The organism is Enterobacter sp. WCHEn090032 (assembly GCF_003986875.1).
Classification (GTDB): domain Bacteria; phylum Pseudomonadota; class Gammaproteobacteria; order Enterobacterales; family Enterobacteriaceae; genus Enterobacter; species Enterobacter sichuanensis.
This window is the reverse complement of record NZ_RXRN01000039.1, coordinates 1-15,051: the sequence shown is the minus strand read 5'-3', so window position 1 is coordinate 15,051 and position 15,051 is coordinate 1. Positions and strand designations below refer to the sequence as shown.

Below are 15,051 nucleotides of genomic sequence, written 5' to 3'. Positions count from 1 at the left end.
CAGATGGCTAAGCAACCGGGATTAGATTTTCAAAGTGCCAAAGGTGGATTTGGCGAGCTGAAACGCAGACTGCTGTTTGTTATCGGCGCGCTGATTGTGTTCCGTATTGGCTCTTTTATTCCGATCCCTGGTATCGATGCCGCTGTACTTGCCAAACTGCTTGAGCAACAGCGAGGCACCATCATTGAAATGTTCAACATGTTCTCTGGTGGTGCTCTCAGCCGTGCTTCTATCTTTGCTCTGGGTATTATGCCGTACATTTCGGCATCAATTATTATCCAGCTGCTGACGGTCGTTCATCCGGCCCTGGCAGAGTTGAAGAAAGAAGGGGAGTCTGGACGTCGTAAGATTAGTCAGTACACCCGTTACGGTACTCTGGTGCTGGCAATATTCCAGTCGATCGGTATTGCTACCGGTCTTCCGAATATGCCTGGTATGCAGGGCCTGGTATTAAACCCAGGCTTTGCATTCTATTTCACCGCTGTTGTGAGTCTGGTCACAGGGACAATGTTCCTGATGTGGCTCGGCGAACAGATTACTGAGCGTGGTATCGGTAACGGTATCTCAATCATTATCTTCGCCGGTATTGTTGCGGGTCTCCCGCCAGCCATCGCCCATACCATCGAGCAAGCGCGTCAAGGCGACCTGCACTTCCTCCTGTTGCTGTTGGTTGCAGTATTAGTATTTGCAGTGACGTTCTTTGTTGTCTTCGTTGAACGTGGTCAACGCCGCATTGTGGTGAACTACGCTAAGCGTCAGCAAGGTCGTCGTGTCTATGCTGCACAGAGCACACATTTACCGCTGAAAGTGAATATGGCGGGGGTAATCCCGGCGATCTTCGCTTCCAGTATTATTCTGTTCCCGGCAACCATCGCGTCATGGTTCGGGGGCGGTACTGGTTGGAACTGGCTGACAACAATTTCGCTGTATTTGCAGCCTGGGCAACCACTTTATGTGTTACTCTATGCGTCTGCGATCATCTTCTTCTGTTTCTTCTACACGGCGTTGGTCTTCAACCCGCGTGAAACAGCAGATAACCTGAAGAAGTCCGGTGCATTTGTACCAGGAATTCGTCCGGGAGAGCAAACGGCGAAGTATATCGATAAAGTAATGACCCGCCTGACTTTGGTTGGTGCGCTCTATATTACTTTTATCTGCCTGATCCCGGAGTTCATGCGTGATGCAATGAAAGTACCGTTCTACTTCGGTGGGACCTCACTGCTTATCGTTGTTGTCGTGATTATGGACTTTATGGCTCAAGTGCAAACTCTGATGATGTCCAGTCAGTATGAGTCTGCATTGAAGAAGGCGAACCTGAAAGGCTACGGCCGCTAATTGGTCGCCTGAGAAGTTACGGAGAGTAAAAATGAAAGTTCGTGCTTCCGTCAAGAAATTATGCCGTAACTGCAAAATCGTTAAGCGTGATGGTGTCATCCGTGTGATTTGCAGTGCCGAGCCGAAGCATAAACAGCGCCAAGGCTGATTATTTCGCATATTTTTCTTGCAAAGTTGGGTTGAGCTGGCTAGATTAGCCAGCCAATCTTTTGTATGTCTGTACGTTTCCATTTGAGTATCCTGAAAACGGGCTTTTCAGCATGGTGCGTACATATTAAATAGTAGGAGTGCATAGTGGCCCGTATAGCAGGCATTAACATTCCTGATCAGAAACATGCTGTGATCGCATTAACTTCGATCTACGGCATCGGCAAGACCCGTTCTAAAGCCATTCTGGCTGCAGCGGGTATCGCTGAAGATGTTAAGATCAGTGAGCTGTCTGAAGAACAAATCGACACGCTGCGTGACGAAGTTGCCAAATTTGTCGTTGAAGGTGATCTGCGCCGTGAAATCAGCATGAGCATCAAGCGCCTGATGGATCTTGGTTGCTATCGCGGTTTGCGTCATCGTCGTGGTCTGCCAGTGCGCGGTCAGCGTACTAAGACCAACGCACGTACCCGTAAGGGTCCGCGCAAACCGATCAAGAAATAATCGGGGTGATTGAATAATGGCAAAGGCACCAGTTCGTGCACGTAAACGTGTAAGAAAACAAGTCTCTGACGGCGTGGCTCATATCCATGCTTCTTTCAACAACACCATCGTTACTATTACTGATCGTCAGGGTAACGCATTGGGTTGGGCAACAGCCGGTGGTTCCGGTTTCCGTGGTTCTCGCAAATCCACTCCGTTCGCAGCTCAGGTTGCAGCAGAGCGTTGCGCAGAAGCCGTAAAAGAATACGGCATCAAGAATCTGGAAGTTATGGTTAAAGGTCCGGGTCCGGGTCGTGAATCTACTGTTCGCGCTCTGAACGCCGCTGGTTTCCGCATCACTAATATTACTGATGTGACTCCGATCCCTCATAACGGTTGTCGTCCGCCGAAAAAACGTCGCGTATAACGCTCGTTTTTTAGGTTAGTTGGAGATAGAAAATGGCAAGATATTTGGGTCCTAAGCTCAAGCTGAGCCGTCGTGAGGGCACCGACTTATTCCTTAAGTCTGGCGTTCGCGCGATCGATACCAAGTGTAAAATTGAACAAGCTCCTGGCCAGCACGGTGCGCGTAAACCGCGTCTGTCTGACTATGGTGTGCAGTTGCGTGAAAAGCAAAAAGTTCGCCGTATGTACGGTGTGCTGGAGCGTCAGTTCCGTAACTACTATAAAGAAGCAGCACGTCTGAAAGGCAACACAGGTGAAAACCTGCTGGCTCTGCTGGAAGGTCGTCTGGACAACGTTGTATACCGTATGGGCTTCGGCGCTACTCGTGCTGAATCACGTCAGCTGGTTAGCCACAAAGCAATCATGGTAAACGGTCGTGTTGTTAACATCGCTTCTTATCAGGTTAAAGCGAATGACGTTGTTAGCATTCGTGAGAAAGCGAAAAAGCAATCTCGCGTGAAGGCCGCTCTGGAGCTGGCTGAGCAGCGTGAAAAGCCAACCTGGCTGGAAGTTGATGCTGGCAAGATGGAAGGTACGTTCAAGCGTCAGCCAGAACGTTCTGATCTGTCTGCGGACATTAACGAACACCTGATCGTCGAGCTTTACTCCAAGTAAAGCTTAGTACCAAAGAGAGGACACAATGCAGGGTTCTGTGACAGAGTTTCTAAAACCGCGCCTGGTAGATATCGAGCAAGTGAGTTCGACGCACGCCAAGGTGACCCTTGAGCCTTTAGAGCGTGGCTTTGGCCATACTCTGGGTAACGCACTGCGCCGTATTCTGCTCTCATCGATGCCGGGTTGCGCGGTGACCGAGGTTGAGATTGATGGTGTACTTCATGAGTACAGCACCAAAGAAGGCGTTCAGGAAGATATCCTTGAAATCCTGCTCAACCTGAAAGGGCTGGCGGTGAGAGTTCAGGGTAAAGATGAAGTTATTCTTACTCTGAATAAATCTGGCATTGGCCCTGTGACTGCAGCCGACATCACCCACGACGGTGATGTTGAAATCGTCAAGCCGCAGCACGTGATCTGCCACCTGACCGATGAGAACGCAGCTATTAGCATGCGTATCAAAGTTCAGCGCGGTCGTGGTTATGTGCCGGCTTCTGCCCGAATTCATTCGGAAGAAGATGAGCGCCCAATCGGCCGTCTGCTGGTCGACGCATGCTACAGCCCTGTAGAGCGTATTGCCTACAATGTTGAAGCAGCGCGTGTAGAACAGCGTACCGACCTGGACAAGCTGGTCATCGAAATGGAAACCAACGGCACAATCGATCCTGAAGAGGCGATTCGTCGTGCGGCAACCATCCTGGCAGAACAACTGGAAGCTTTCGTTGACTTACGTGATGTTCGTCAGCCGGAAGTGAAAGAAGAGAAACCAGAATTCGATCCGATCCTGCTGCGCCCTGTTGACGATCTCGAATTGACTGTCCGCTCTGCTAACTGCCTCAAGGCAGAAGCTATCCACTATATCGGTGATCTGGTACAGCGTACCGAGGTTGAGTTGCTGAAAACGCCGAACCTGGGTAAAAAATCTCTTACCGAGATTAAAGACGTGCTGGCTTCACGTGGTCTGTCTCTGGGCATGCGCCTGGAAAACTGGCCACCGGCAAGCATTGCTGACGAGTAACCGGATCACAGGTTAAGGTTTTACTGAGAAGGATAAGGTCATGCGCCATCGTAAGAGTGGTCGTCAACTGAACCGCAACAGCAGCCATCGCCAGGCTATGTTCCGCAACATGGCAGGTTCACTGGTTCGTCATGAAATCATCAAGACGACCCTGCCTAAAGCGAAAGAGCTGCGTCGCGTAGTTGAGCCGCTGATTACTCTTGCCAAGACTGACAGCGTTGCTAATCGTCGTCTGGCATTCGCCCGCACTCGTGATAACGAGATCGTGGCAAAACTGTTTAACGAGCTGGGCCCGCGTTTCGCGAGCCGTGCCGGTGGTTACACTCGTATTCTGAAGTGTGGTTTCCGTGCAGGCGACAACGCGCCGATGGCTTACATCGAGCTGGTTGATCGTTCAGAGAAAGCAGAAGCTGCTGCAGAGTAATCTGCAGTAACGTAAAAAAACCCGCTTCGGCGGGTTTTTTTATATCCGCGATACCCCCACTTCTCTACAATGTTTGTATTAATTCTGTTCATCCCCTGGAGCTGATAATGTGGTTGCTTGACCAGTGGGCAGAACGCCATATTTGCGATGCCCAAAAGAAAGGCGAATTCGACGATCTTCCGGGAAGCGGCGAACCGCTTGTGCTGGATGATGATTCGCATATTGCCCCGGAACTACGGGCCGGATATCGGTTACTGAAAAATGCAGGTTGTCTTCCTCCGGAGCTTGAACAACGCAGAGAGGCTGTCGAAATGGTCGATCTCCTCAAAGGGATCCATCAGGACGATCCTCGACACGCTGAGCTTAGCCGCAGGATCGCGCTGCTTGAACTCAAGCTGCGCCAGGCCGGGATGAATACAGATTTTCTGCGCGGTGAATACTGTGAAAGATTGATGCAGAAAATAAACGAGGAGTAGCTATGTACCGCATTGGTGAACTTGCGAAGCTCGCGAATGTCACGCCGGATACTATCCGGTATTATGAAAAGCAGCAGATGATCGATCATGAAGTTCGGACTGAAGGAGGCTTTCGCCTTTACACCGATAACGATCTTCAGCGTCTGCGGTTCATTCGTTATGCGCGTCAGCTCGGATTTACGCTGGACGCGATCCGGGAGTTATTATCGATCCGCATCGATCCCGAACATCACACCTGCCAGGAATCTAAAAGTATTGTGCAGGCCCGGCTGGATGAAGTTGAGGCGCGTATTAAGGAGCTGCAAACCATGCAGCGCTCTCTGCAGAGGCTGAATGATGCCTGCTGCGGTACGGCCCACAGCAGTATTTATTGTTCAATTCTTGAAGCCCTTGAACAGGGGGCCAGCGGAGAAACTGAGGGCTGTTGATTTTTAGTCCATCCGGGTCTAGACTCCCGTCGTCATACACCATGCTCAGGAGAAATTATGAGCCGCTATCAGCACACGAAAGGACAAATTAAGGACAATGCCATTGAGGCGTTACTTCACGACCCGTTATTCAGACAGCGCGTTGAGAAGAATAAAAAAGGGAAAGGAAGTTATCTGCGCAAAGATAAACATGCAAAACGGGGTAACTGGGAGGTCAGTGGCAAACAAGCGAATCGCTTTTTTACCACTGGCCTTCCCGCTTTAAGCTGTTGATTAAACGCGGTTGTTCTGCTCTTTTAACAGATCGCGAATCTCGCTCAGCAGCACTTCTTCTTTCGTTGGTGCAGGCGCTGCTGCCGGCTCTTCTTTCTTACGGTTGAGTTTGTTGATCAGTTTTATAGCCATAAAAATGGCAAATGCGACGATCACAAAATCAAATACGTTCTGAATAAATACGCCGTAGTGCATCACGACTGCCGGAACATCACCTTGTGCTTCACGCAGCGTGAAAGCGAATTGTTTGAAATCAATGCCCCCGATTAACAACCCTAAAGGTGGCATGATAATGTCGGCGACTAATGATGAAACAATCTTGCCGAATGCTGCACCAATAATGACACCCACTGCCAAATCCACCACGTTCCCGCGCATTGCAAATTCGCGGAATTCTTTAATAAAACTCATTTTATTCTCCTTGTGCCAGCTGACGACTATAAGTTTAACAAATGATTAGCTAATTGCCATTCGGGATAATTAAACGCTATGAAAAATAAAAGGCACAAAAATGAAGAGGATAAAGTGCGGGTGCGCTTTTTCACGCACCCGACACATTAGAGGAAGAATGGGCTTGGCTGGAACAAACGTTCGACGTCGGTTATAAACTTTTTATCGGTCAGGAACATAATCACATGATCGCCTTGCTCAATACGTAAATTATCATTGGCAATCATGACATCATTCCCGCGTACAACGGCGCCGATTATAGTGCCTGGTGGCAGCTTAATTTCATCGATCGAACGGCCCACGACGCGAGATGTGGTTTCATCTCCGTGTGCGACCGCTTCAATGGCTTCCGCTACGCCGCGACGAAGCGATGACACACCGACAATATCCGCTTTACGAACATGGCTCAGGAGGGCGGAAATTGTCGCCTGCTGAGGTGAAATAGCAATATCAATCACACTTCCCTGAACCAGATCCACATATGCCCGGCGCTGGATTAGCACCATGACCTTTTTGGCACCCATACGTTTGGCGAGCATGGCGGACATAATATTCGCCTCGTCGTCGTTGGTGACAGCAATAAAGAGATCAACTTGATCAATATGCTCTTCAGCCAGTAACTCCTGATCTGACGCATCGCCATAAAATACGATCGTATTTTGCAGTTTTTCCGCCAGTTCAGCAGCACGCTGTTGATCGCGCTCGATCAACTTAACGCTGTAATCTTTTTCCAGTCGATGTGCCAGACCAGCACCGATATTGCCACCGCCGACCAGCATAATGCGCTTATAGGGTTTTTCCAGCCGCTGAAGCTCACTCATCACCGCACGAATATGCTGTGAGGCTGCAATAAAGAAGACCTCATCACCAGCCTCGACAATTGTTGAGCCTTGCGGGCGAATAGGTCTGTCGTGGCGGAAGATGGCCGCGACGCGCGTATCGATATGCGGCATATGCTCGCGCATGGTGGAAAGCGCATTACCGATCAGTGGCCCACCGTAATAGGCCTTGACGACTGCAAGGCTCACTTTACCTTCGGCAAAGTTGACCACCTGCAGAGCGCCTGGATATTCGATCAGACGATAGATATTGTCGATGACCAGCTGTTCTGGCGCGATAAGATGATCAATAGGGACCGCTTCTGAATTAAACAGTTTTTCCGCATCGCGAACATAGTCCGGTGAGCGGATACGCGCGATTCGGTTTGGCGTGTTGAAAAGTGAGTAGGCCACCTGACAGGCCACCATATTGGTTTCGTCAGAACTGGTCACCGCAACCAGCATGTCAGCATCGTCGGCACCCGCCTCACGAAGCACGCGCGGGTGAGAACCATGACCCTGCACAACACGCAGGTCAAATTTGTCCTGTAAGACACGCAGGCGATCGCCATTGGTATCAACAATGGTGATGTCATTATTTTCGCCAACCAGATTTTCTGCCAGCGTCCCGCCAACCTGTCCTGCACCCAGAATGATAATCTTCATATCTCGTGACCTGTTCTCAACATCACTCTTTGATTAGCTTAGCGTAAAAGAATCCATCACCTTCTTCTGCACCCGGCAGGTTCTGCTGACCCGGAGATTCAGATGTTCCCGTATCGTGCAGTGCCGCGTCCGGGGTACGTTTGAGGAAAGCCGCGATTTGCTGACTGTTTTCTTCCGGAAGTATCGAGCAGGTTGCATAAACCAGCGTACCGCCAGGTTTAAGATGCGGCCAGATGGCGTCGAGAATATCGGACTGCAGCTGGGCAAGTTCCTTGATGTCACGGTCGCGGCGTAACCACTTGATGTCCGGATGACGACGAATAACGCCGGTCGCAGAGCAGGGGGCATCCAGTAAAATGCGATCGAATTGTGTTTCACCACACCATTCTGCCGGTTTACGTCCATCGCCTTGCTTAACCTGTGCCTTCATGCCCAGACGCTTAAGGTTGTCATAGACGCGTGAAAGACGCTGTTCATCAATATCTACCGCCATGACGCTGGCCTGCGGAGCCACTTCAAGAATATGCGTCGTTTTGCCCCCAGGTGCAGCGCACAAATCGAGGATCTGCTCACCATTTTTGGGTTCAAGCCAGGTCATGCAGCCCTGAGCTGAGGCATCCTGTACCGTTACCCATCCCTCATCAAAGCCGGGTAATGCATGTACCGGAGCAGGGGACGCTAAACGCACCGCATCAGGATAAGCATCATGGGTAAAGCCGCTCATCCCTGCCTCTTCCAGCAAAGCCAGCCAGGCATCGCGAGAATGATGGTTACGATTCACGCGTAACCACATCGGCGGACGTTCATTATTGGCTTCGACAATATTTTGCCACTGTTGTGGCCAGGCTTTTTTCAGGCGTTTCAGCAGCCATTCCGGGTGCAGGAAACGCGTTTCGCTCTGCGCAAATTCCGCCAGCAGTTCGTCCTGCTGTCGCTGGAATTGACGCAGTACGCCGTTGATCAGCCCTTTCAGCTGAGGACGTTTAATTGTAACGGCACCTTCCACCGTCTCTGCCAGCGCGGCATGAGGTGGGATACGGGTATGAAGGAGCTGATAAAAGCCCACCATAATCAAATAATGTACGGTACGCTGCTTGCCTGTCATTGGGCGTGACATCAGCTTATTAATCAACCACTCAAGTTGAGAGACTGTGCGCAGGACGCCAAAGCAGAGCTCCTGAAGCAGAGCTTTGTCTTTATCAGAGACTTTTTGTTGCAGTGGAGGCAGGACATTACTCAATGACTGGCCCTGCTCGATAACCTGCTCAACGGCCTGAGCCGCCATACTGCGTAGATTTTGTTTTTTCATAACCGTAGAAATAAAAATGCCCGGAAACACCGGGCCTTAAGAAGAAGTTTGTTCAGGCAAGGCGATTGCCCGGAATAAACCATTCGCGACGGGAATTTAACAGATCCTGAGCGCTCATGGCTTTCTTACCGGCCGGCTGTAGCGATTCAAGATTCAGGATCCCTTGCGCAGTCGCCACCTGGATACCGTTCTTGCTGGCATCAATAATCGTACCGGGTTCAGCGGTGGTATCACCGCTAATGACGGAAGCTTTCCAGACTTTTACCGGCTGCCCATCAATCTCCATCCAGCTCATCGGCCACGGATTAAAAGCGCGAATGCAGCGTTCAAGTTGAGCGGCAGAGAGCGACCAGTCGAGCCGTGCTTCTTCTTTGCTTAGCTTTTCGGCATACGTCACCTGCGCCTCATCCTGAACTTCCGGTTTTGCCGTGGTGTCAGCAAGCTGCTGGAGCGTCTCGATAAGGCCTTGCGGACCGAGCTCTGCCAGTTTGTCGTACAGCGTGCCGCTGGTATCGTCTGCCGTAATAGGGCAGGCCAGTTTATACAGCATATCGCCAGTGTCTAAACCTACATCCATCTTCATGATGGTGACGCCCGTTTCAGCATCACCCGCCCACAGAGCGCGCTGGATAGGTGCAGCACCACGCCAGCGCGGGAGCAGGGAACCATGCACGTTGATGCAACCCAGGCGAGGCATATCAAGCACAGCTTTTGGCAGAATTAAACCGTAAGCCACCACCACCATCACATCGGCATTCAGGTCAGCAACAAGCTGCTGATTTTCCTGTGGGCGTAACGATGCGGGCTGGAAAACGGGAAGCCCATGCTCTTCTGCCAGCACCTTTACCGGGCTCGGCATCAGTTTTTTACCGCGACCTGCCGGACGGTCCGGCTGGGTAAAGACGCCAACAATCTGGTGACCAGAAGATAACAGCGCGTCAAGATGACGCGCTGCAAAGTCAGGGGTTCCCGCGAAGATAATGCGTAGTGTTTTAGACACGGTGATCCTTGTATCCGGGGGGATGTTATGCGCGAGAGCGCAAACGATCCAGTTTCTCTACTTTCTGACGAATACGCTGCTGTTTCAGCGGCGAGAGGTAATCGATAAACAGTTTACCGACCAGGTGATCCATCTCATGCTGAATACAAATCGCCAGCAGATCGTCTGCTTCCAGTTCGAACGGATTGCCATCGCGATCCAGTGCGCGAATTTTCACTTTTTCGGCACGAGGGACTAAAGCACGCTGTTCGGGAATGGACAGACAACCTTCCTCAATACCTGTCTCGCCGCTCTTTTCAAGCAGCTCTGGGTTGATCAGCACCAGACGCCCATCGCGATTCTCAGAAACGTCGATCACGATAATACGCTTGTGAATGTTCACCTGCGTTGCCGCCAGGCCAATGCCTTCTTCGGCGTACATGGTATCGAACATATCATCAACGATACGCTGGATTTCTGCATTCACTTCTTTGACCGGTTCAGCGACGATGCGAAGGCGCTCGTCCGGAATATGTAACACTTGCAAAACTGCCATAAATTTCCAGAGTCGTGTTCAGGAGTTGATAAGAATACTCTCTCTATTCTAGACAAATCCCCCATCGATTGACAGCATCAGTGACCAATCGCAATGATTGCGCAGGCCGCTTATGGCAGGGGAAAGGATGACGTCTACTGAAATATGGCTACGGCTAATACACACAGCTTCTCTGTATGGCGATGTCATGCTTGAAGCGGCTTCACAACTGCAGCAGCAGGAGAGGATCGATACGCTCGTTGTCAGAAAGGCCGGGCTGTCAGCCCGGCAGGCTGAACGGTTCTTTGCGCCAGAGGAGAGTGAGCTGGAGCGTAGCCTGAGGTGGCTTGAGCAGCCGGGACATCATTTATTGACGGCCAGTCATCCACTTTATCCCCCTTTGCTCCGCGCGATCCCTGATTATCCCGGGGCGCTATTCGTGAAAGGCAATCCCGAGACGCTTAATACTGTGCAGCTGGCGGTCGTCGGGAGCCGTGCACCGTCATGGTACGGCGAGCGATGGGGGAAAATCCTGTGCGAACAACTTTCACAAAGCGGGCTCACGATCACCAGCGGGCTGGCCTGCGGGATTGACGGCGTTGCCCACAGCGCAGCCCTGTCAGTAAAAGGCCGAAGTGTCGCCGTGCTGGGAAACGGTCTTTTTAGCATTTATCCGCGCCGGCATCAGGCACTGGCGATGCGGCTTATCGAATCTGACGGCGCGATTGTCTCTGAATTTCCCCTTTCGGCGCAGCCCAAACCGGCAAACTTTCCGCGTCGTAATCGGATTATCAGCGGGCTGAGTCAGGGCGTGCTGGTGGTTGAAGCGGCACGCCGCAGCGGGTCGCTGGTCACGGCACGGTGCGCGCTTGAACAGGGAAGGGATGTTTTTGCCTTGCCCGGCCCGATAGGTAACCCCGGCTGTGAAGGGCCACACTGGCTGATTAAACAAGGGGCAACACCGGTAACGGAAGTAGGGGACATTCTTGAAAATTTGCAATATGGCTTGCAACGGCTGCAGGAAGATCCCGAAAAGCGACATTATTCATCAGATCAGGGAAAGGTGGCATTGCCATTTCCCAAGCTCCTGGCTAACGTAGGAGATGAGGTAACACCTGTTGACGTTGTCGCTGAACGTGCCGGCCAACCTGTGCCAGTAACGGTAGCACAGCTACTCGAACTGGAGTTAGCAGGGTGGATCGCAGCTGTACCCGGCGGCTATGTCCGATTAAGGAGGGCATGCCATGTTCGACGTACTGATGTATTTGTTTGAGACTTACATCCATAACGAAGCAGAAATGCGAGTGGATCAGGACAAGTTGACACAGGATCTTACCGATGCGGGGTTTGAGCGGGAAGACATCTATAATGCGTTGATGTGGCTGGAAAAACTGGCTGATTATCAGGAAGGCCTTGCCGAACCGATGCAGCTTGCTTCTGACCCACTGTCCGTACGCATCTATACCGCTGAAGAGTGTGAAAGGCTGGACGCCAGCTGCCGGGGGTTCATTTTATTCCTTGAGCAGATTCAGGTGTTAAACCTCGAAACGAGAGAAATGGTGATAGAGCGCGTCATGGCGCTGGATACGGCAGAATTTGAACTGGAAGATCTCAAGTGGGTGATCCTGATGGTTCTGTTTAATATCCCGGGCTGTGAAAATGCCTATCAGCAAATGGAAGAATTACTCTTTGAAGTGAATGAAGGTATGCTGCACTAATTCAATGCGCAGCACCAAGAGTTGTTATGGCCAAATCAGCACTGTTCACGGTGCATAAAAATGAGCCCTGCCCGCAGTGCGGGGCTGAACTTGTTATTCGGTCCGGGAAACACGGCCCGTTTCTCGGTTGTTCCCACTATCCGGAATGTGATTATGTTCGTCCTCTGAAAAGCCAGGCGGATGGACATATCGTGAAAATTCTGGAGGGGCAGCTTTGCCCTCTCTGCGGCGGCGAACTTGCGCTCCGTCAGGGGCGTTTCGGCATGTTTATTGGATGTAGCCGTTATCCGGAATGTGAACATACAGAACAAATTGATAAGCCGGATGAAACGGCTATTGCCTGTCCTCAATGCCAGCGCGGACAACTGGTACAACGTCGTTCTCGCTTTGGTAAGACCTTCCATTCCTGCGATCGCTACCCTGAATGCCAGTTCGTTATCAATTTCAAACCGGTAGCGGGCATCTGCACATATTGCAATTATCCGCTACTTATCGAGAAGAAAACGGCGCAAGGAATGAAATGCTTCTGCGCCAGTAAACAATGTGGAAAGCCGGTTTCGGCGGATCAAAACAGTGAATAATAACCTGCAATCAGGCTCCATTGCGCATATGGTGGATGTCCTGAAAAACGAAGACGTCATCGCCTATCCAACTGAAGCTGTTTTTGGGGTCGGTTGCGATCCCGACAGCGAGACGGCTGTAAGCCGCCTGCTTACCTTAAAACAAAGACCCGTCGAGAAAGGGCTGATTTTGATCGCTGCGAATTATGAGCAGCTTAAACCCTATATCGATGACTCTATGCTGACGCCGGCGCAGCGCGAGACGATCTTCTCCGCGTGGCCAGGGCCAGTGACCTTTGTCTTCCCGGCGCAGCCGACAACGCCGCGCTGGTTAACCGGACGCTTTGATTCCCTCGCCGTCCGCGTCACTGATCATCCGCTGGTGGTAGAGCTTTGCCTGGCATTTGGTAAACCGCTGGTTTCAACCAGCGCTAACCTGACCGGGTTGCCACCCTGTCGGACAACCGAAGAAGTACTGGCGCAGTTCGGAAATGACTTCCCTGTTGCTGCCGGTGAAACGGGAGGGCGCCTGAATCCGTCCGAAATTCGTGACGCTTTGACCGGCGAACGTTTTCGCCAGGGGTAATCTCATGGAAACCTATGCTGTTTTTGGTAATCCGATTGCACACAGTAAGTCGCCGTGGATCCATCAGCAATTTGCGGAGCAGCTGCAGATTGATCATCCCTATGGCCGCGTACTGGCCCCGGTGGATACATTTATTCCAACACTGGAGGCTTTTTTCGCCGCGGGCGGTAAAGGCGCGAATGTGACCGTTCCTTTTAAAGAGGAAGCCTTCGAACGTGCGGATGAGCTGACCGAGCGCGCTTCACTTGCTGGGGCAGTAAATACCCTGAAACGGCTTGAGGATGGGCGCCTTCTGGGTGATAACACTGACGGAATTGGTTTACTTAGCGATCTGGAAAGACTCTCGTTTATCAAGCCCGGATTTCGGATCCTGCTGATTGGTGCGGGGGGCGCATCGCGGGGAGTCCTGTTGCCTCTGCTTTCCCTGGACTGTGCGGTGACCATTACCAACAGGACCTTTTCCCGGGCAGAAGCGCTGGCGGCATTGTTTGCACATACCGGTAGCGTGAGTGCGGTAGCGCTTGACGATCTTGCCGATCGTGAGTTCGATCTTATTATCAATGCCACCTCCAGCGGTATCAACGGCGAGATCCCGGCCATCCCCGCTTCGCTGGTAAACGCGCATATGTACTTCTATGACATGTTCTACCAGAAAGGGAAGACGCCTTTCCTGAACTGGTGTGAACAACACGGCGCGAAGCATATCGCCGATGGGCTGGGAATGCTGGTGGGTCAGGCCGCGCATGCGGTGCTGCTCTGGCATGGCGTGTTGCCTGCAGTTGAGCCGGTTATTGAAAAGCTAAAGCAGGAGTTATCGGCGTGAATCAGGCTATTCACTTTCCGGACCGGGAGTTCTGGGATGAGGGTAAACAAGCGGTCTGTTTCCCGGTGCTGGTGCAGGGGATGCAACTTACCTGCGCTATTTTGGGGGATACGCTGTTGCGTCGTTTTGGCGGTTCGGACCCGATAGCCGTATTTTGTGAAAATCGCTGGGATCTGGAAGAGGAAGCCAGCGATTTAATCCGCGAACAGCAGGAAGACGATCAGGGCTGGGTTTGGTTGTCCTGATTCAGGTAATCATTCTTCCATTTTACGTAGTTGTTCGCGGAGTATCTTAATCCTTCGAGCTCTGCCTCCGTGAGGGGGCGGATCTGTTTTACCGGGCTTCCCAGATAGAGATAGCCGCTCTCCAGTCGTTTGTTCTGCGGGACAAGGCTACCGGCACCAATCATGACGTCATCTTCTACTATGACGCCATCCAGCAGAATCGATCCCATGCCAACAAGCACCCGATTTCCGACAGTGCAGCCGTGAAGCATCACTTTATGGCCGACGGTAACATCTTCGCCAATGATGAGTGGATTGCCTTCCGGGTTATAAGAAGATTTGTGCGTGACATGCAGAACGCTACCGTCCTGAATATTGGTACGGGCGCCAATAGACACATAGTTAACATCTCCCCTGATGGCGACAAGCGGCCAGATGCTGACGTCGTCGGCCATTCGGACATCACCAATGACCACGCTGCTGGCGTCGATCATCACGCGATCGCCTTTTTGGGGGAACAGATCTTTATAAGGACGTAATACTGCAGGCATATCTACCTCTAAGGATGAGCGCTATACACAATACGGTGATCATATTATGGGATCGAGACAAGGCAAAATGCGCCAATATTTAAACAAATCGGGCGGGATTTCAGCGAAAAGCACGGAAAATCAGCAGTCGAAAAAAAAGATCTAAAAAACACTTGTGCTAAAAATTGGGAT

Annotated in this window: 22 protein-coding genes; 16 read left to right on the top strand and 6 right to left on the bottom strand. The window is 51.5% G+C overall.

Annotated elements, in window-relative coordinates; all coding sequences use genetic code 11:
* Positions 1–3: 3 nt before the first annotated feature.
* The 10 genes from secY to EKN83_RS21715 all read left to right on the top strand — a co-directional run bounded on the left by secY (position 4) and on the right by EKN83_RS21715 (position 5,661).
* Entirely contained in the window at positions 4–1,335 is a 1,332-nt protein-coding gene (secY, locus tag EKN83_RS21760; protein ID WP_003863305.1) for a preprotein translocase subunit SecY, read from the top strand.
* A gap of 31 nt (positions 1,336–1,366) precedes the next feature.
* Positions 1,367–1,483, top strand: coding sequence for a 50S ribosomal protein L36 (rpmJ, locus tag EKN83_RS21755; protein WP_000868187.1), 117 nt, complete (start codon positions 1,367–1,369; stop codon positions 1,481–1,483).
* A gap of 146 nt (positions 1,484–1,629) precedes the next feature.
* Positions 1,630–1,986: a 30S ribosomal protein S13 gene (gene rpsM, locus EKN83_RS21750; RefSeq protein WP_008503488.1), complete on the top strand. Its 357-nt coding sequence runs from the start codon at positions 1,630–1,632 to the stop codon at positions 1,984–1,986.
* A gap of 16 nt (positions 1,987–2,002) precedes the next feature.
* Positions 2,003–2,392, top strand: coding sequence for a 30S ribosomal protein S11 (gene rpsK, locus EKN83_RS21745; protein ID WP_003863312.1), 390 nt, complete (start codon positions 2,003–2,005; stop codon positions 2,390–2,392).
* A gap of 32 nt (positions 2,393–2,424) precedes the next feature.
* Complete coding sequence (gene rpsD / locus EKN83_RS21740; protein ID WP_004868345.1) at positions 2,425–3,045, top strand: 30S ribosomal protein S4; 621 nt, start codon at positions 2,425–2,427, stop codon at positions 3,043–3,045.
* A 25-nt stretch (positions 3,046–3,070) separates the two neighbouring features.
* A complete protein-coding gene (locus EKN83_RS21735; RefSeq protein ID WP_002919219.1) occupies positions 3,071–4,060 on the top strand; it encodes a DNA-directed RNA polymerase subunit alpha in 990 nt (329 codons plus the stop codon).
* Between the two features lie 40 nt (positions 4,061–4,100).
* Positions 4,101–4,484 (top strand): 50S ribosomal protein L17, encoded by a 384-nt coding sequence (gene rplQ / locus EKN83_RS21730; protein ID WP_001216368.1) that lies wholly within the window; start codon positions 4,101–4,103, stop codon positions 4,482–4,484.
* A 107-nt stretch (positions 4,485–4,591) separates the two neighbouring features.
* Entirely contained in the window at positions 4,592–4,960 is a 369-nt protein-coding gene (locus EKN83_RS21725; protein WP_126801685.1) for a DUF1992 domain-containing protein, read from the top strand.
* Positions 4,961–4,962: 2 nt separating this feature from the next.
* Positions 4,963–5,388, top strand: coding sequence for a Zn(2+)-responsive transcriptional regulator (gene zntR, locus EKN83_RS21720; protein WP_126801684.1), 426 nt, complete (start codon positions 4,963–4,965; stop codon positions 5,386–5,388).
* 57 nt (positions 5,389–5,445) lie between these two features.
* Positions 5,446–5,661, top strand: coding sequence for an alternative ribosome-rescue factor A (locus tag EKN83_RS21715; RefSeq protein ID WP_126801683.1), 216 nt, complete (start codon positions 5,446–5,448; stop codon positions 5,659–5,661).
* Here the strand turns inward: EKN83_RS21715 and mscL are convergent, their stop codons facing one another.
* From mscL to def, 5 genes are all read right to left on the bottom strand, one after another.
* Positions 5,662–6,072 (bottom strand): large-conductance mechanosensitive channel protein MscL, encoded by a 411-nt coding sequence (mscL, locus tag EKN83_RS21710; protein ID WP_025759210.1) that lies wholly within the window; start codon positions 6,070–6,072, stop codon positions 5,662–5,664.
* Between the two features lie 146 nt (positions 6,073–6,218).
* Positions 6,219–7,595: a Trk system potassium transporter TrkA gene (gene trkA / locus EKN83_RS21705; protein WP_025759209.1), complete on the bottom strand. Its 1,377-nt coding sequence runs from the start codon at positions 7,593–7,595 to the stop codon at positions 6,219–6,221.
* A gap of 22 nt (positions 7,596–7,617) precedes the next feature.
* A complete protein-coding gene (gene rsmB / locus EKN83_RS21700) occupies positions 7,618–8,904 on the bottom strand; it encodes a 16S rRNA (cytosine(967)-C(5))-methyltransferase RsmB (protein WP_126801682.1) in 1,287 nt (428 codons plus the stop codon).
* Positions 8,905–8,956: 52 nt separating this feature from the next.
* Positions 8,957–9,904 carry a methionyl-tRNA formyltransferase gene (fmt, locus tag EKN83_RS21695; RefSeq protein WP_094919585.1) on the bottom strand — a complete coding sequence of 316 codons (948 nt, stop codon included), beginning with the start codon at positions 9,902–9,904 and terminating at the stop codon, positions 8,957–8,959.
* 25 nt (positions 9,905–9,929) lie between these two features.
* Positions 9,930–10,439, bottom strand: a complete 510-nt coding sequence (def, locus tag EKN83_RS21690; RefSeq protein ID WP_025759205.1) for a peptide deformylase — start codon at positions 10,437–10,439, stop codon at positions 9,930–9,932.
* A 127-nt stretch (positions 10,440–10,566) separates the two neighbouring features.
* On the opposite strand from def, the gene dprA reads away from it, so the two are divergent.
* The 6 genes from dprA to EKN83_RS21660 are packed head-to-tail and all read left to right on the top strand — an operon-like array spanning position 10,567 to position 14,350.
* Complete coding sequence (gene dprA / locus EKN83_RS21685; protein WP_126801681.1) at positions 10,567–11,691, top strand: DNA-protecting protein DprA; 1,125 nt, start codon at positions 10,567–10,569, stop codon at positions 11,689–11,691.
* Positions 11,663–12,136, top strand: a complete 474-nt coding sequence (gene smg / locus EKN83_RS21680) for a DUF494 family protein Smg (RefSeq protein WP_008503477.1) — start codon at positions 11,663–11,665, stop codon at positions 12,134–12,136. The genes dprA and smg overlap by 29 nt, the downstream gene beginning before the upstream one ends.
* 26 nt (positions 12,137–12,162) lie before the next feature.
* Entirely contained in the window at positions 12,163–12,717 is a 555-nt protein-coding gene (locus EKN83_RS21675; RefSeq protein ID WP_025759202.1) for a type I DNA topoisomerase, read from the top strand.
* Positions 12,710–13,282, top strand: coding sequence for an L-threonylcarbamoyladenylate synthase type 1 TsaC (gene tsaC, locus EKN83_RS21670; RefSeq protein ID WP_126801680.1), 573 nt, complete (start codon positions 12,710–12,712; stop codon positions 13,280–13,282). Before EKN83_RS21675 ends, tsaC begins: the two co-directional genes overlap by 8 nt.
* A gap of 4 nt (positions 13,283–13,286) precedes the next feature.
* Positions 13,287–14,105 (top strand): shikimate dehydrogenase, encoded by an 819-nt coding sequence (gene aroE, locus EKN83_RS21665; protein ID WP_094919584.1) that lies wholly within the window; start codon positions 13,287–13,289, stop codon positions 14,103–14,105.
* The gene (locus tag EKN83_RS21660; RefSeq protein WP_025759198.1) at positions 14,102–14,350 is read left to right on the top strand and encodes a DUF1488 domain-containing protein; all 249 of its coding nucleotides are present in this window, start codon (positions 14,102–14,104) and stop codon (positions 14,348–14,350) included. Before aroE ends, EKN83_RS21660 begins: the two co-directional genes overlap by 4 nt.
* On the opposite strand, the gene EKN83_RS21655 is transcribed toward EKN83_RS21660, so the two are convergent.
* Positions 14,326–14,880: a gamma carbonic anhydrase family protein gene (locus EKN83_RS21655; RefSeq protein WP_126801679.1), complete on the bottom strand. Its 555-nt coding sequence runs from the start codon at positions 14,878–14,880 to the stop codon at positions 14,326–14,328. The two genes, EKN83_RS21660 and EKN83_RS21655, sit on opposite strands and share 25 nt — an antisense overlap.
* Between the last annotated feature and the right edge of the window lie 171 nt (positions 14,881–15,051).

Coding starts and splice junctions, on each gene's coding strand:
- EKN83_RS21725 (WP_126801685.1), top strand. CDS start 4,592: ATGTGGTTGCTTGACCAGTGGGCAGAACGCCATATTTGCGATGCCCAA.
- aroE (WP_094919584.1), top strand. CDS start 13,287: ATGGAAACCTATGCTGTTTTTGGTAATCCGATTGCACACAGTAAGTCG.
- rpmJ (WP_000868187.1), top strand. CDS start 1,367: ATGAAAGTTCGTGCTTCCGTCAAGAAATTATGCCGTAACTGCAAAATC.
- zntR (WP_126801684.1), top strand. CDS start 4,963: ATGTACCGCATTGGTGAACTTGCGAAGCTCGCGAATGTCACGCCGGAT.
- secY (WP_003863305.1), top strand. CDS start 4: ATGGCTAAGCAACCGGGATTAGATTTTCAAAGTGCCAAAGGTGGATTT.
- rsmB (WP_126801682.1), bottom strand. CDS start 8,904: ATGAAAAAACAAAATCTACGCAGTATGGCGGCTCAGGCCGTTGAGCAG.
- def (WP_025759205.1), bottom strand. CDS start 10,439: ATGGCAGTTTTGCAAGTGTTACATATTCCGGACGAGCGCCTTCGCATC.
- rplQ (WP_001216368.1), top strand. CDS start 4,101: ATGCGCCATCGTAAGAGTGGTCGTCAACTGAACCGCAACAGCAGCCAT.
- mscL (WP_025759210.1), bottom strand. CDS start 6,072: ATGAGTTTTATTAAAGAATTCCGCGAATTTGCAATGCGCGGGAACGTG.
- rpsK (WP_003863312.1), top strand. CDS start 2,003: ATGGCAAAGGCACCAGTTCGTGCACGTAAACGTGTAAGAAAACAAGTC.
- EKN83_RS21715 (WP_126801683.1), top strand. CDS start 5,446: ATGAGCCGCTATCAGCACACGAAAGGACAAATTAAGGACAATGCCATT.
- EKN83_RS21735 (WP_002919219.1), top strand. CDS start 3,071: ATGCAGGGTTCTGTGACAGAGTTTCTAAAACCGCGCCTGGTAGATATC.
- EKN83_RS21675 (WP_025759202.1), top strand. CDS start 12,163: ATGGCCAAATCAGCACTGTTCACGGTGCATAAAAATGAGCCCTGCCCG.
- rpsD (WP_004868345.1), top strand. CDS start 2,425: ATGGCAAGATATTTGGGTCCTAAGCTCAAGCTGAGCCGTCGTGAGGGC.
- smg (WP_008503477.1), top strand. CDS start 11,663: ATGTTCGACGTACTGATGTATTTGTTTGAGACTTACATCCATAACGAA.
- dprA (WP_126801681.1), top strand. CDS start 10,567: ATGACGTCTACTGAAATATGGCTACGGCTAATACACACAGCTTCTCTG.
- trkA (WP_025759209.1), bottom strand. CDS start 7,595: ATGAAGATTATCATTCTGGGTGCAGGACAGGTTGGCGGGACGCTGGCA.
- EKN83_RS21655 (WP_126801679.1), bottom strand. CDS start 14,880: ATGCCTGCAGTATTACGTCCTTATAAAGATCTGTTCCCCCAAAAAGGC.